Source organism: Aquitalea magnusonii, assembly GCF_003202035.1.
GTDB classification, from domain to species: domain Bacteria; phylum Pseudomonadota; class Gammaproteobacteria; order Burkholderiales; family Chromobacteriaceae; genus Aquitalea; species Aquitalea magnusonii.
In genome coordinates this window covers 142257-156087 of record NZ_QJKC01000012.1, presented here as the reverse complement: position 1 = coordinate 156087, position 13831 = coordinate 142257, and the positions used below count along the sequence as shown (strand labels likewise).

Genomic DNA, 13831 nt, shown 5'->3' with positions numbered 1-13831 from the left:
AGGGTTTAAGAAGCCCAGCGAAGCATTCTGGGAATGTTGCTTCAATCTGGATATCAGGATTCCAACCACCGTTGCACTTGGCTCTTGAAACCGCCCAGACAAGGATTGTTTCTTCGACAAGAAACCAATCAGTTGAAGGAGCAGCCACAGGCAACAGCGATGAGACCTTCAAAGAACACCTCAGGTGAAGACATCGATTCAGCCCGTATCTGCATCCCTTTCGATGTCGCCCATCAAGGGCTGTCGGCCAACACTGGCAGTCCTTGTCTTCTTCCTATCTGTCTTTTTTCTGTCGCCTTCAGTGCGCCCCGGCAAAGATCCTAAATCGCTTCTGCCCTTCTCGTCTGTATGGCAGCCTGGATCTCTCGGGCACGTTCTTCTCTTTGAGTAGCTGTCTTGATGTCGTGCTCCCAATACCTCAATACCAGCCACCCTGAATCCTGCAATTCCTTGGTTACCATCTCATCACGAAGACGGTTTTTACGCAGCTTGGCTTCCCAGAAATCACTTCTGGTTTTGGGGGCGTTGTAGTGGACAGGACAGCCATGCCAGAAGCAACCATCGACAAACACAGCCACCTTCTCCCTGATAAAAACGAAGTCTGGCTTACCAATGATTTTTACATCAAGCCTGTACCGAAGTCCGCTCGACCAGCAAAGAACCCTGAGAGCAACCTCAGGGCCGGTGTCCTTTCCACGATTACGGGACATGCATCGCCTGCGCTGTTCTGGCGATAGAACATCAGTTCTCTCCACGACACCCCTCTCAAGGAACGTTTACTCCCCTTCCTCGTCCTCCTCCGGAACTTCAACTTCAAAGACATCAGGAGCGAATTCAAAGAAGGAGGGATCAAAAGATAGCGAATCGACCTTGACCCCTGGAGGCATTGCTGAAATCGCTTTGTAAACAGGTGCCACCTGAGGGGCAATGTCCCTTGCCACCCTAAGCGAGGCACTCGATTCTGTTATTTCGTAGAGGCGGAAAATGTCGTAGGGCACCCCGCTTGATAGAGCATGTTTTATTTCCCCGACAGAAAGGTAGATCGGCGTAGAGAACTTTCCTGAGGTACTTTTGGCATCGGCATGGCGTTCTGATCCATCATCCATTTTCAAGGAAAAATCGAACGGCGAGACTGCGTTTACCTGCGCCACCCATTCGTGACTAGCCACACCACTGAACCCAGAAGACTTGAGGTACTGATCCAACAACTCCTCCCCGAGGCGCCCCGTCCGTTCAGCAGAGTCTTTCGCGGCCTTCAAGTCAGAAGGGCTAAGCCCACGTCCCGGTCGGCTCTTGTTGAGGGTTTCAACTGCTTCCGAGCTTCCCTGGGCGACCTCTTCTAATAACGCTGCATCAAGCCAGTCTCTGATCGGATGCGAGATTGAAGGTGCTGCGTCTTTGATGGCATCTTCAAGTTGGCTTTCGGGCAGCACCTTCATGGAATCAGCTGGAGAAGGAAGCAGTGACGCAAACTTAGCGTGAAGAGTCGCATCCTCAGGGCTTCCCGCCGCAACCAAAACAACATTTACTGCAGTTGGCAGAGCAGCCCCAACGAACTCCATTACTGCAAAGTCCCCGGGAGCCAAGATGTCATAGCGATCAGGATCCGTGACAGGGGAATCAATAATCTCCCCATTCAAGCGGATGTTTTTGGCATCCCGTTTAACCTTCCTAGCCAAAGTATGGGCTCCGGCCATCCCAGGACCATACATCGTCAAATCGACATGAGCCGCTCTTTTGCTAAGAGGCTCCAGAGAGGCCCGAAGAGACGGGAAAAACACCTTTTCGATTACACTCAAGTCGAGGTTAAACCCCTTCTGCTTCGTTTGGGGATGGTTCGTCAGATATGACTTGAACAGAGACAAATCAGACGACTTCAGTTTTTTCAGCGCTAGTTTTCTCAAGACCCATATCTCCCAAGAGAAGTTTGTAGAGGTTGTCAGCTATGGCCTTCGCCAACAAGGGCGGTACCGCGTTTCCGATTTGTTTGAATGCTGGATTCATGGATCCGGAAAACACAAAACCATCAGGGAAAGATTGAAGCCGAGCAGCTTCGCGTACCGAAATAGTCCTAGCCTGGGCACTATCGTAATGAATATGGGAATACCCATCTTTGCCCAGATGAGCCATCAATGTCCGAGCTGGGGCGTACGCTTCCATTTTTCGCCACTTGTTCGGAAACTTGCCTACGTCATAGGGCGGAACAGTTTCCTTCCATAGCTGCTTATATTCTTTTGAGTCCGCCCCAATACTCTTCCCTTTTTGCTTCTCTAGCTCTGCAAGCCGCTCCTCAAAGAGCGCCACTGCGTGAGCATGTGCTTCAGGATACTGGTCCCCAGGATTCATTCGCTTGAAAATTGCATAGTCGCGTGGCAGGTAACGAATGACATGATCGTGAACACCGGAGTCGCTCTCGAATCTAGGCCACGTACGCATGATTTTGGCGTAAGTACTGATCTGTCCGCTAGGATAGTGCACTACCTTGTCAAAGCGACGGGCGCCTTTTTTCAACTTTCCTTCCAAGTGCTCTGTAATGATAGGAAGATCTGCGAGTGCGTTCTGGGCAGTAACCGCGGGGCTGCAAGTGTTCCTGTCAGGCACCGGAGGATCAATAAAAAAACCATCCTCATCAAATAAGCCGCGTTTAACAGTCTGAAGTGCAACCTGTCGCGTACCCTCGTAGCCCCTAGGCATGTCCACCCAATGCGTGGGGGTGGGAAATGAGATTTTTGAGGCGATTTGCGAGGCCACGGCTACCAAGAACATGCGCTCACGCATCTGAGGTACACCGAAGTAGACCGAGTTGAGAAGCGTGTAACCACACCGATAACCCATCTCAGTCAGTATTTCGCAGGTCTCCTCGGCAACATTGTGCCCCCCATAGTTGAGAACGTCCGGCACGTTCTCCATCAGAATCGCGATAGGCTTCAGTTCATTGACATAGTGAAGGTAGCGCAGATAGAGGTTGCCCCTTGGGTCTTTCAAGAAAGCCTCTGGATGATCAGCCACTTCCCTTAACTTGGCTCGACCAACTCGCGCAAACGCCTGACAGGGAGGTCCGCCAATGATTACATCGACGTGTTGTTGTATCGGCCCGTCGAGTTTGAATGTTTCCAACAAGGCGGCCGGTTCAATCTTGGTAATGTCTTTGGCACTGGCATGAATCTCGAAGAGATCATGTGGTACGTCGCTCATGAAGTTCATCGCATGTGAGCGGGCTGCATCAGGATCGAACTCCACGGCGCCAATCGTCTTGAACCCAGCAGCATCAAAGCCCAAAGATATACCTCCACACCCAGCAAACAGATCCAATGTTCTAGGAGCGTGGCCGGCGAGGATGCGCGAGTGTTTTTGCTTTACCAGCGTACCGGAGAGCTTAGTGAAGTGTTGTTTGTTCATCGTTACCTTCATCTAATCAATTACAGATCCTCAACTTTGTTGAGCAGCTTTTAGGCATTGTGCGGAAATCCGCGCGGGGTGACCAGGTATTTTTTGACCATTCTTCCTAGTGGCTTGATTTTATTTGCTTTATAAGGGCAAGTCGCCTCTAGAAATCGACAAAACCAGTCAGCCTGTCTAGACCGAAGTTACAAGGAACAACCTTCTGGTGGTTTCTAGTAGAGCGTATCTCTGTGCCATGGTGGGTTGGACTCTTAAAGTCACGTGCTACTCAATACGGGGTGGACGTCGGGGACGTCATGAGGCGGGAGATTGACCGACAGAGACGTCGAGGAGCTGCTTAGTCCGCCATGCAGCCGATTTCCTGCTGAAGACTACTGTGTACGCAGCACTAAAACAGGTAGAGCTGGACCAGGATTGGCAAAAAAACCACGGGCCAAGCGTGTGGTAAATGCGTGTGGTAAATGGAAAAGCCCCGAATTTCACAACCTATTGATTAGGAAGGAAAATCAGGGCTTTTGGTATGCTGGCGGAGAGGGAGGGATTCGAACCCTCGGTACGCTCGCACGTACGCCTGATTTCGAGTCAGGTACATTCGACCACTCTGCCACCTCTCCGACTCAGAGCGACGAATTCTATGGCCAGTCCGGCCGGCTGTCAATAGGCTGATCGCTTGGTTGTAAATTGTTTTTGTACCTGATGCCCGGCTGCGCGGTTTGGGCTGTGGCTTGGCGGGCGAATGGCAGTATGCCGGCTGGTGCAGGACAGTGCTGGAGGGGGCGGGGCGGGCTTGTTACACTGGCGTAAGCACCATCGCGTGCCAAGTGCTGCGCTGGGGACATAACAGGGGATTGTGGTGCAACTATCAACAAGACTGAATGACATCGCGCCGTTTCAGGTGATGGCCATTCTGGAGCGGGCCCGCGCCTTGCAGGCGGCGGGCAGGGATGTGATTCATCTGGAAGTGGGCGAGCCGGACTTTGCCACGCCGGCAGCCATTGTCGAGGCCGGCCGGCAGGCATTGAGTGCGGGTCATACTTTTTATACTGCTGCGCAGGGCTTGCCGGAACTGCGTGAGGCGATTGCCGCATTTTATCTGCAGCGTTATGGCGTGGTGGTTGATGCGCGCCGCATCATCGTGACGCCAGGAGCCTCTGGTGCATTGCAGATTGCCTTGTCCTTGCTGGTGGACCAGGGGGATCAGGTGCTGATGGCGGATCCGACCTATCCGTGCAACAGGCATTTTGTCAGCCTGCTGGGGGGTGAGCCGGTGTGCCTGCCGGTTGGACCGGAGACACGCTATCAGTTGCTGGGCGATGGTGTGGATGCGGCCTGGGCCGAGCGCACGGTGGCGGCCATGGTGGCCAGCCCGGCCAACCCGACCGGCACTTTGTTGACGGCGGCAGAACTGGCGGCACTGAGTGCCAGCTGCAAGCGCCAGGGCGGCAGCCTGATCGTGGACGAGATTTATCATGGTCTGACTTATGGCTGTGATGCGGCCACGGCGCTGGCGGTGGATGCGGATGTATTCGTGATCAACAGCTTTTCCAAGTATTTCCAGATGACTGGCTGGCGACTGGGCTGGCTGGTGGTGCCGGAGGCCTATGTCGAACCGGCATTGCGCCTGGCGCAGAACCTGTTTCTGTGTCCGCCGGCGATGGCGCAGCACGCGGCACTGGCGGCTTTCCAGCCGGATGTGATTGCCGAGCTGGAGCAGCGTCGTGCCGAATTTGGCTGCCGCCGGGATTTCCTGTTGCAGGTGCTCCCACAACTGGGCTGGAAATTGCCGGTGCAACCGGAAGGGGCGTTTTATCTGTATGCCGATGTCAGTGCAGTGACCGATGACAGCTTTGCCTACTGTGCACGACTGCTGGAGGAGGTGAATGTCGCCATTACACCGGGGGCGGACTTTGGCCGTTACCGGGCGGCGCAGCATGTGCGCGTGGCGTATACCACCGGTATTGAGCGTTTGGCTGAGGCCGTGGCGCGTATTGGCAGCTTGTCAGGGGGCAGCTAAGGCATTGCTGCAGGGCTGTCTGAGTCGGCGTGTCATGCTGCAGGGCTGGGATGCGATGGGCCGCGAGCAGCCCCGGTGCTGCAGAAGTGCAAAAGGCTGCCTTGGTGGCAGCCTTTTGCATGGTGCGGAGGGCTCAGTGATGAATATCCAGGGTGATGTCACCGCGTTCTGCCGCCACCGCTTGCAGGATTTCCAGCAGGGTGGCGTAGACATCCGCCCCCAGTTTGCTGCGGGATAGTTCGGTGTCGCGCCAGACAATTTCAAACGGGCCGCTGACATCGGCACTGAGGCTGTCGTACAGCGCATCCAGATTACGGCCGAAATGCGCGGGCAGCTGCAGCTGGCGGCTCAGCTCGTCATAGAACTGCTCCAGCGATGTGATGTGGTGAAGTTCGCAAATCCTTACTGACATGCTGGCACCTCGATAAAGCGCTGGTAATGGTCGAGTGAGACAAAACGCTGGCCGGCGCGGGAGAACACCAGTCGATAAGCGCCACGCTTGCCTCCTTTATAGTTCAGGTCGGCTTCCTGCCACTGCCCCTTGGGCAGCTGCTTTTCATAATTGCCAAAGCGGTCACCACCAATCGACTTGCCTTGCAGTCCGGGAACGGCCCACAGGCTGCGGCCAGGTTGCCAGCCCGCCTGTTGCGCCTGGCGCTTGGTGAGGAATTGCTCCGGCAGCCTGCCGCTTTGCCCCAATGCCTGCAGTACGGTGGTCAGTTCCCGCGTGTCCAGCCGGTTGCCGGTTTGCTGGTTGACATTGCCGGCGACGCTGGCGCATTGCGGCAAGGCCCAGGCGGCAGGGGCGAGCAGGGCGCTGAGCAGCAAGCCCGTGATGGCACGGCGTAGCAACATGATTTACTCCAGGTTGAGGGATTCGACAGCGTAGCCATGGCCGATCAGCAGCGGCAGCATGGCTGCCATCGCCTGCGGGTCGTCCGCCGTGGTGATGAAACGGTAGCAATGATCACCGACGCTGTCACTGCCGTGCAGCTGCAACAGCGAATCGACGCGGCGGGCGATGGCCTCGGCCGGATCGTACAGGGCGATGCCGTCGCCGGTGAGTTCGCGAATCAGCGGTGACAGGAAGGGGTAGTGGGTGCAGCCCAGGGCGATGTGGTCGATGTTTTCCTGCAGCAGCGGGCGGACTACTTCAGCCACGCGGCGGCGGGTGAGGGTGCTGTCCAGCTCGCCGGCTTCCACTTGCTCCACCCAGCCCAGACCGGGCCGGCGCAGTACTTCCACCTCGCCGGCATGCTTGTCCAGCAAGGACTGTACCCGTTCGCTGGCCAGCGTGGCTGCGGTGGCCAGTACCGCGATGCGGCCGGTACGGCTGGCCGCCGCTGCCGGCTTGATCGCCGGTTCCACTCCCACGATGGGAATGGGCAGCTGCTGGCGTAGTGCCGCCACAGCCGCGGTAGTGGCGGTGTTGCAGGCCACCACCAGCAGGCTGGCACCCTGTTGCTGCAGGTAGTGGCCGATTTTCAGGCTGCGCTCGATGATTTCGGCCTTGCTGCGGCCGCCATAGGGGCAGTAAGCCTGATCGGCCAGATAGGTGATCGGCCAGGCAGGCAGTGCCGTTTGCACGGCGCGCCAGATGGACAGCCCGCCCAGGCCGGAGTCGAACATCGCAATCATGCTGTGCGGCTTAGTTGTTCTGGATGACGATCTTGGGGAATTTGCCGGAGAAGTCCTGGGCTTTTTCACCCACCTTGACCGCCAGCTTGCGCGCAATGTCCTTGTACAGGGTGGCGATGGCGCCATCCGGGTCGGCGGCCACGGTTGGCTTGCCTTCATCCACCGCCAGGCGGATGCCCATGTCCAGCGGCAGCGAGCCCAGCACGTCCACGCCAAAGTCGGCCGCCATGCGTGCCGCGCCGCCTTCGCCAAATATGTGCTCGGCATGACCGCAGTTGCTGCAAATATGGATGGCCATGTTTTCCACCATGCCCAGAATCGGTACGCCTACTTTCTGGAACATGGTGACGCCCTTGCGCGCATCCAGCAGGGCAATATCTTGCGGCGTGGTGACGATCAGCGCGCCGGTAACCGGCACTTTTTGCGACAGCGTCAGCTGGATGTCGCCGGTGCCCGGCGGCATGTCGATCACCAGGTAGTCCAGATTGTCCCAGTGGGTGTCGTTCAGCAGTTGTTGCAGTGCCTGGCTGACCATCGGGCCGCGCCACACCATGGCCTGGTCGGCATCCACCAGATAGCCGATGGACATGGTCTGGATGCCGTAATTGACGATCGGTTGCAGGCTTTTACCATCCGGCGTTTCCGGGCGCTGGCCTTGCAGGCCCAGCATCAGCGGTTGCGAGGGGCCGTAGATGTCGGCATCCAGAATCCCCACGCGCGCGCCTTCGGCTTGCAGCGCCAGTGCCAGGTTGACGGCGGTGGTGGATTTGCCCACGCCGCCCTTGCCAGAGGCCACGGCGATGACATTCTTGACGCCAGGCAGCAGCGGCACGCCGCGCTGGGCGGCATGGCTGGTGATCTGGCTGCGCACGGTAATCTGCAGTGCCCGGCCTGCGGCAATGGGCTGCAGCGCGGTGTCGAACTGGCTGCGCACACTGTCGAACTGGCTGGCCGCCGGGTAGGCGAGTACCACTTCCAGCGCCAGCTGGTCGGCGCTGATCTGGATGTTCTTGACGGCTTTGGCTGAGCTGTAGGTTTTGCCGGTATTGGCATCGATCAGGCCGGCAACGGCCTCCAGCACTTGGGCATCGGTCAGGGTCATGGTGTCGGCTGCGCTATCTGCGTCCGGCTTGGCACCGAACAGCTTGGTCAGTTTGGAGAGCATGGGAGCAATGGGGATGGGTGGAATACCCGACAATTTTACTATGTTTTAGCACGGGTGCGTGGCTCCCGTTGCGCCAGCAGGCATGTTACTCCCGCCTTGGCCGGGTGGCTATGGTCATCGCATGCTTGCCGGGCAGCGCCTGCTGCTGATTGCTTCATCTCGAAAGATTTTGCCGTAAGCGCTTGATAAGCGTAGAATCAGCCCCTTTTTTTTCACGCCACGGCGCGTATTCCGCTTGCCGTTTGGCACCGGCTCGGCCCTGTCAGGCCATGGCTTTGCTCTTTGTCATCAAGAAAGGTTGTTGCATTGCAGTCCAAACATGTTTCTCTCAGTCCGGCCAATCTGCTGTTTCCCCTCGCGCTGGTCTTGTTCGAATTTGCCGTTTATATCGCCAATGACATGGTGCAGCCCGCCATGCTGCAGGTGACCCGTGAATTCATGGTGAATACCTCGTGGGTTGCCACCTCGATGACCGCCTTTCTGATTGGCGGAGCCGTGCTGCCCTGGCTGACCGGCCCCTTGTCCGACCGTATCGGCCGCCGTCCGGTGCTGCTGTTTGGCGTGGCCTATTTCATGCTGGCCTGTCTGGCGAGCTATCTGGTGCATTCCATCGAAAGTTTCATTGCCCTGCGTGTGTTGCAAGGCATGGGGCTGTGCTTTATCAATGCGGTGGGCTATGCCGCCGTGCAAGAGGCGTTTGAAGAAACCGCGGCGGTCAAGGTGACGGCGCTGATGGCCAATGTGGCGCTGATCGCACCGCTGGTCGGCCCGCTGGCCGGTGCCGCGCTGGTGGAAATCGCCCCGTGGCGCAGCTGCTTCCTGGTGATTGCCGCCATGTCCTTTATCGCGTTGCTGGGCCTGATCTGGAAAATGCCGGAAACCGTCACGCCCAGTCATGACAAGCTGCCGCTGTCGCAAATGGGCCGTGATTACCTGCGCCTGTTCCGCCAGCGCCGCTTCCTGCTGTCGGCCCTGTGCATTCCCCTGCTGGCCCTGCCCTTGATGGGCTGGATCGCCTTGTCGCCGGTGCTGCTGGTACAGGATCTGGGCATGAGCACCCTGCAATACGGCCTGATGCAGCTGCCGGTGTTCGGTGGCCTGATCGCTGGCAATTTCGCGCTGGTATTGCTGGCCGACCGCTGGCCGCTGGGCCGTTCGGTGTTTGTCGGCATGGGGCCTATCATCAGCGGCCTGCTGCTGATGCTGGGCGGCGTGCTGTTTGCCCGCGAGCCGGTATGGCTGATGGTGGCCGGCATGAGCCTGATGAGCTTTGGCGAAGGCTTGAGCTTTGGCGTGCTCTACCGCTTTGCCCTGATGTCCTCGCCCGTGGCCAAGGGCACGGTATCGGCGTCCATGAGCATGCTGTCGATGGCCGGCTACGCACTGGGCATCGAAATCTTCCGTCTGGCCTACCTGCTGGGGGGCATGGCCGGCTTTGCCGCCTGCTCGGTCTTCACTGCTGTGCTGTTTGTGGTGCTGGCACGCAGCACCGTGCCGCAGGCCATGGCCGAGCGCGCGGCACCGGCTGATTATCTGCCCCCCGAGCTGCAAACCCAGAACAGCTGATTTTCCGCCAAGTACCCGCCAATCAACCCGGCTGGCCCGCCTTTGCTGCGGCCTGCCGGGTTTTTGCCGATCTGCGCCGTGACCGGCAGCGGCATCCGGCTCTATAATCGTCCGCTTGAGATCGCTTACCTTCAGGAACACCCAATGAGCAAACGCAAGATTCTGGTGACCAGCGCACTGCCTTACGCCAACGCGGGGCTGCATCTGGGCCATATGCTGGAGCAGATCCAGACCGACGTCTGGGTACGCTTCCAGAAAATGCGCGGCCACGAGTGCTATTACGTGTGCGCCGACGACACCCACGGCGCGCCCATCATGCTGGCCGCCGAAAAGCAGGGCATCACTCCCACCCAGCTGGTGGATGCCGTGCGCGAACTGCATCTGGCCGATTCGCAGGGTTTCCTGATCGGTCACGACAACTACTACAGTACCAACAGCCCGGAAAACAAAGCCTTTGCCGAGCAGGTGTACAAGGCGCTGCGCGCCGATGGCAAGATTTCCAGCCGCACCATCGAGCAGCTGTTCGACCCGGAAAAGCAGATGTTCCTGCCGGACCGCTTCGTCAAGGGCGAATGCCCCAAGTGCGGGGCCAAGGACCAGTACGGCGACAACTGTGAAGTGTGCGGTGCCACCTATAACCCGACCGAGCTGAAGAACCCCTACTCGGCGGTGTCCGGTGCCAAGCCGGTGCTGAAAACTTCCGAACACTATTTCTTCCGCCTGGGCGAGTGCGCTGATTTCCTCAAGGGCTGGACCAGCGGCAGCAGCACACGTGCCGATGGCGTGAGCCAGCCGCACCTGCAGCCGGAATCGCTCAACAAGATGAACGAGTGGATCGAAGGCGGCCTGCAGGATTGGGACATCAGCCGCGATGCCCCGTATTTCGGTTTTGAAATTCCCGATGCGCCGGGCAAGTACTTCTATGTCTGGCTGGATGCACCGATTGGCTATATGGCCAGCTTCAAGAACCTGTGCGACAGCAAGGGCATCGATTTTGATGCCTGGTTCAAGCCGGGCACCGATGCCGAGATGTACCACTTCATCGGCAAGGACATCCTGTATTTCCACGCCCTGTTCTGGCCGGCCATGCTGAACTACTCCGGCCTGCGCGCGCCCACCGGCGTGTTTGCCCACGGCTTCCTCACCGTGGACGGGCAGAAAATGTCCAAGTCGCGTGGCACCTTCATCCAGGCCAAGAGCTATCTGGACTGCGGCCTGAACCCGGAATGGATGCGCTACTACATGGCGGCCAAGCTGAACGGCCGCATCGAAGACATCGACCTCAACCTCAATGACTTCGTGGCACGGGTGAATTCCGACCTGGTGGGCAAGTACGTCAACATCGCCAGCCGCTCTGCCGGTTTCATCAGCAAGCGCTTTGGCGGCAAGCTGGCCGACAGCGTGGCGGATACCACCATCCTGCACCAGCTGCAGGCTGCTGCGCCGGAACTGGCTGCCGCGTTTGAAGCCCGCGAATACGCCAAGGCCCTGCGCGATGTGATGGCGCTGGCCGATGAGGTGAATGCCTATGTCGACGCCAACAAGCCGTGGGAACTGGCCAAGCAGGAGGGGCAGGATGCGCGCCTGCAGGAAGTCTGCACCGTACTGATCAACGCCTTCCGCCTGCTTACCATCTACCTGAAGCCGGTACTGCCCAAGCTGGCCGAAGGCGTGGAAGCCTTCCTCGGCGTGGCGCCGCTGAGCTGGGCCGATGCCGACAGCCTGCTGCTGGGCAACACCATCAACACCTATCAGCACCTGATGCAGCGCATCGACCCGGCGCTGATCGACAAACTGATCGAAGCAAACAAACAGAATATGCAAGCTACTGCCAATACCCCGGCGGCTGCCGCTTACGAGCCGCTGGCCGACACCATCAAGATCGACGACTTTGCCAAGGTGGACCTGCGCATCGGCAAGGTGCTGGCCTGCAACTTTGTCGAAGGTTCGGACAAACTGCTGCAGTTCACCGTCGACCTGGGCTTTGAACAGCGCAACATCTTCTCCGGCATCCGTGCTGCCTATCAGGAGCCGGAAAAACTGGTGGGCCGCAATGTGGTGGTGGTGGCCAATCTGGCCGAGCGCAAGATGCGCTTTGGCGTGTCGCAAGGCATGATCGTCTGCGCCTCCGGTGCCGAAGAAGGCTCCGGCCTGTTCCTGCTGGACGTGGATCAGGGTGCGGCGCCGGGCATGCGTATCGGTTAAACGCCAAGCCTGAAGCAAGCCCAAGGCCCTGCCGATCCCGTATCGGCAGGGCTTTGTTTTTGTAGCACTATTGCCGGAAATTCGTCACGAATGTGTCATTTGTCACTGTTACAGTGCCTCATCAACGCGATGCGGAACTTTATTGTTGGCTAATTTGTCAATAACGTGTTAAACCTTTAGATCAAACTAAAAATTTTGTCGCAATGATAAAAAAAACAAGGAAATACCTAAATGAAAATCTCTCAATTGCAACCGGGTTATACCGTTCTTGAGCATAAAGACAGTGGCGATATCGTCCACTACACCGTCGTCAGCATTCGCCAGGTTGGCAAGATGTTCGAAGTCACTTTCCAATCCGTGCTGGGTCTTGCCAGCGCCTTTTATCCGGCCAATGGTTTCATCCACGCCGCCGCATAATTGCAGTAGCTGCTGACCGCAACAGCCGGTCAGTACACAGACAACACAACCCCGCCGCCGGCGGGGTTTTGCTTTGCCGGCCTTGCACATTGCGGCCACTGGCTGGAGGTCTGCCCGACTTTTGTCCTATCATCGCTGTTTTCCCCCGCTTACATGGCTTATGTCCCGCTTGTTCAAACTGCTGCCGGAGCTGCTGTTCAACTTTCTGCTGCCCTGGCTGGCTTATCGCTGGGCACTGCCGCAGTGGGGAGAAACCACGGCGCTGATGGTGTCCTCGCTTCCCCCCATTGTGTGGAGCGCAGTCGAATTGCTGCGTTTTCGCCGGATTGATGCCCTCAGCCTGCTGGTGCTGGGGGGGATTGCCTTGTCACTGCTGGTGATGCTGCTGGGAGGAAGCCCGCGCATCTTGCTGATGCGGGAGTCCTTGCTGTCGGGACTGGTTGGCGTGATTTTCCTGTTGTCGCTGCTGCTCGGGCGGCCGCTGGTTTACCATCTGGCGCTGGCCACGGTTGCGCGCGAGTCGGTCGATGGGCAGGTGCGTTTTATCCAGCGCTGGCAAGAGCCAGCATTTCGCCGGGGCATTCGACAGATGACCTTGCTGTGGGGAGTCGGACTGACACTGGAAACACTCATCCGCTGCCTGATGATCTGGCAGTTGCCGGTGGAGACCTTTTTATTGCTTTCGCCCTTTGTCAGCTACGGCATCATGGGCTTGCTGCTGGGACTGACCTGGTTGGGAAGGCGGCAGTTGCGCCATTCCGGGCCGGCCTGGCTGTCTTGAAGACAAAAAAAGGGGCCGCCAATTGGCGGCCCAAAATTTCCGTGATGAACACTTAGGAGAATACGCGCTGCACTCCGCCGGAGCTGAAGCAGAACGATTCAAACTGCACTGGCTACCTGTCTGCAGCACCTTCGTCCCTGGGGGAGGCGACGGCAAGTGCCGCAAGCGACCAGTCACTCATGGGGCAGAAGTGACGGGTGGTAACACAATGGCTACTTTAGGCCAGCCGTATTGAGGAGATGTGTCAGGCAAGCGGCGAAATGTTAATTAGTTTTACAAATGATTTCGGTGGCATATTAAATTTATTTTAAGAAAGTGTTGACGCTGCCCATCATGGCAGGTAATATGCACTCCTCTTCTGAACAAACAGCGCAGAAGACAGCGACAGAACACTGACGCGGGATGGAGCAGTCTGGTAGCTCGTCGGGCTCATAACCCGAAGGTCGTAGGTTCGAATCCTGCTCCCGCAACCAATTCCCTGCAGCTTGCTGCACGGTAGTAAAAACCCCGATCAAGCCTTGCTTGACGGGGTTTTTGCATATGGGTCCCCTGTATTTCATCGCCCGCGGCCTGCCTTCGGCGCGCGTTATACTGGAAGCTCTTCCACTTTCTGGCGACCCCCACCATGCGCATCGCTGTTTTC

The 13831-nt window shown here is 57.8% G+C and carries 12 protein-coding genes and 2 tRNA genes; 6 read left to right on the top strand and 8 right to left on the bottom strand.

Annotation, left to right across the window (positions count from 1 at the left end; genetic code table 11):
* Nucleotides 1–320: 320 nt before the first annotated feature.
* The 4 genes from DFR38_RS14090 to DFR38_RS14075 form a co-directional block, all read right to left on the bottom strand.
* Complete coding sequence (locus DFR38_RS14090) at nt 321–755, bottom strand: very short patch repair endonuclease (RefSeq protein WP_275576183.1); 435 nt, start codon at nt 753–755, stop codon at nt 321–323.
* A 21-nt stretch (nt 756–776) separates the two neighbouring features.
* Nucleotides 777–1904 (bottom strand): hypothetical protein, encoded by a 1128-nt coding sequence (locus DFR38_RS14085; protein WP_146215982.1) that lies wholly within the window; start codon nt 1902–1904, stop codon nt 777–779.
* The gene (locus DFR38_RS14080) at nt 1867–3399 is read right to left on the bottom strand and encodes a DNA cytosine methyltransferase (protein ID WP_059287088.1); all 1533 of its coding nucleotides are present in this window, start codon (nt 3397–3399) and stop codon (nt 1867–1869) included. Before DFR38_RS14080 ends, DFR38_RS14085 begins: the two co-directional genes overlap by 38 nt.
* 527 nt (nt 3400–3926) lie before the next feature.
* Nucleotides 3927–4016, bottom strand: a tRNA-Ser gene (locus DFR38_RS14075).
* A 239-nt stretch (nt 4017–4255) separates the two neighbouring features.
* Between DFR38_RS14075 and DFR38_RS14070 the strand changes: the two genes are divergently transcribed.
* Complete coding sequence (locus DFR38_RS14070; protein WP_110313555.1) at nt 4256–5416, top strand: pyridoxal phosphate-dependent aminotransferase; 1161 nt, start codon at nt 4256–4258, stop codon at nt 5414–5416.
* Nucleotides 5417–5549: 133 nt separating this feature from the next.
* Here the strand turns inward: DFR38_RS14070 and DFR38_RS14065 are convergent, their stop codons facing one another.
* Genes DFR38_RS14065 through apbC form a run of 4 tightly spaced genes read right to left on the bottom strand, consistent with a single transcriptional unit; the run spans nt 5550 to nt 8219 of the window.
* The gene (locus DFR38_RS14065; RefSeq protein ID WP_059287085.1) at nt 5550–5828 is read right to left on the bottom strand and encodes a barstar family protein; all 279 of its coding nucleotides are present in this window, start codon (nt 5826–5828) and stop codon (nt 5550–5552) included.
* Complete coding sequence (locus DFR38_RS14060) at nt 5819–6271, bottom strand: ribonuclease domain-containing protein (RefSeq protein ID WP_059287086.1); 453 nt, start codon at nt 6269–6271, stop codon at nt 5819–5821. Before DFR38_RS14060 ends, DFR38_RS14065 begins: the two co-directional genes overlap by 10 nt.
* A gap of 3 nt (nt 6272–6274) precedes the next feature.
* Nucleotides 6275–7054 carry a glutamate racemase gene (gene murI, locus DFR38_RS14055; RefSeq protein ID WP_059287087.1) on the bottom strand — a complete coding sequence of 260 codons (780 nt, stop codon included), beginning with the start codon at nt 7052–7054 and terminating at the stop codon, nt 6275–6277.
* Nucleotides 7055–7064: 10 nt separating this feature from the next.
* Complete coding sequence (apbC, locus tag DFR38_RS14050; protein WP_082693639.1) at nt 7065–8219, bottom strand: iron-sulfur cluster carrier protein ApbC; 1155 nt, start codon at nt 8217–8219, stop codon at nt 7065–7067.
* A 306-nt stretch (nt 8220–8525) separates the two neighbouring features.
* Here apbC and DFR38_RS14045 point away from each other — a divergent pair, with 306 nt between their 5' ends.
* The 5 genes from DFR38_RS14045 (at nt 8526) to DFR38_RS14025 (ending at nt 13661) form a co-directional block, all read left to right on the top strand.
* The gene (locus DFR38_RS14045; protein ID WP_110313550.1) at nt 8526–9785 is read left to right on the top strand and encodes an MFS transporter; all 1260 of its coding nucleotides are present in this window, start codon (nt 8526–8528) and stop codon (nt 9783–9785) included.
* Between the two features lie 144 nt (nt 9786–9929).
* Nucleotides 9930–11990, top strand: coding sequence for a methionine--tRNA ligase (gene metG, locus DFR38_RS14040; protein WP_059286505.1), 2061 nt, complete (start codon nt 9930–9932; stop codon nt 11988–11990).
* Nucleotides 11991–12221: 231 nt separating this feature from the next.
* On the top strand, nt 12222–12407 hold the full coding sequence (locus DFR38_RS14035) for a hypothetical protein (RefSeq protein ID WP_059286504.1): 186 nt from the start codon (nt 12222–12224) through the stop codon (nt 12405–12407).
* A 160-nt stretch (nt 12408–12567) separates the two neighbouring features.
* The gene (locus DFR38_RS14030) at nt 12568–13188 is read left to right on the top strand and encodes a VC0807 family protein (protein WP_059286503.1); all 621 of its coding nucleotides are present in this window, start codon (nt 12568–12570) and stop codon (nt 13186–13188) included.
* A gap of 396 nt (nt 13189–13584) precedes the next feature.
* Nucleotides 13585–13661 (top strand) — tRNA-Met (locus tag DFR38_RS14025).
* Nucleotides 13662–13831 lie beyond the last annotated feature (170 nt).

Coding starts and splice junctions, on each gene's coding strand:
- DFR38_RS14080 (WP_059287088.1), bottom strand. CDS start 3,399: ATGAACAAACAACACTTCACTAAGCTCTCCGGTACGCTGGTAAAGCAA.
- metG (WP_059286505.1), top strand. CDS start 9,930: ATGAGCAAACGCAAGATTCTGGTGACCAGCGCACTGCCTTACGCCAAC.
- DFR38_RS14030 (WP_059286503.1), top strand. CDS start 12,568: ATGTCCCGCTTGTTCAAACTGCTGCCGGAGCTGCTGTTCAACTTTCTG.
- DFR38_RS14065 (WP_059287085.1), bottom strand. CDS start 5,828: ATGTCAGTAAGGATTTGCGAACTTCACCACATCACATCGCTGGAGCAG.
- apbC (WP_082693639.1), bottom strand. CDS start 8,219: ATGCTCTCCAAACTGACCAAGCTGTTCGGTGCCAAGCCGGACGCAGAT.
- DFR38_RS14035 (WP_059286504.1), top strand. CDS start 12,222: ATGAAAATCTCTCAATTGCAACCGGGTTATACCGTTCTTGAGCATAAA.
- murI (WP_059287087.1), bottom strand. CDS start 7,054: ATGATTGCGATGTTCGACTCCGGCCTGGGCGGGCTGTCCATCTGGCGC.
- DFR38_RS14060 (WP_059287086.1), bottom strand. CDS start 6,271: ATGTTGCTACGCCGTGCCATCACGGGCTTGCTGCTCAGCGCCCTGCTC.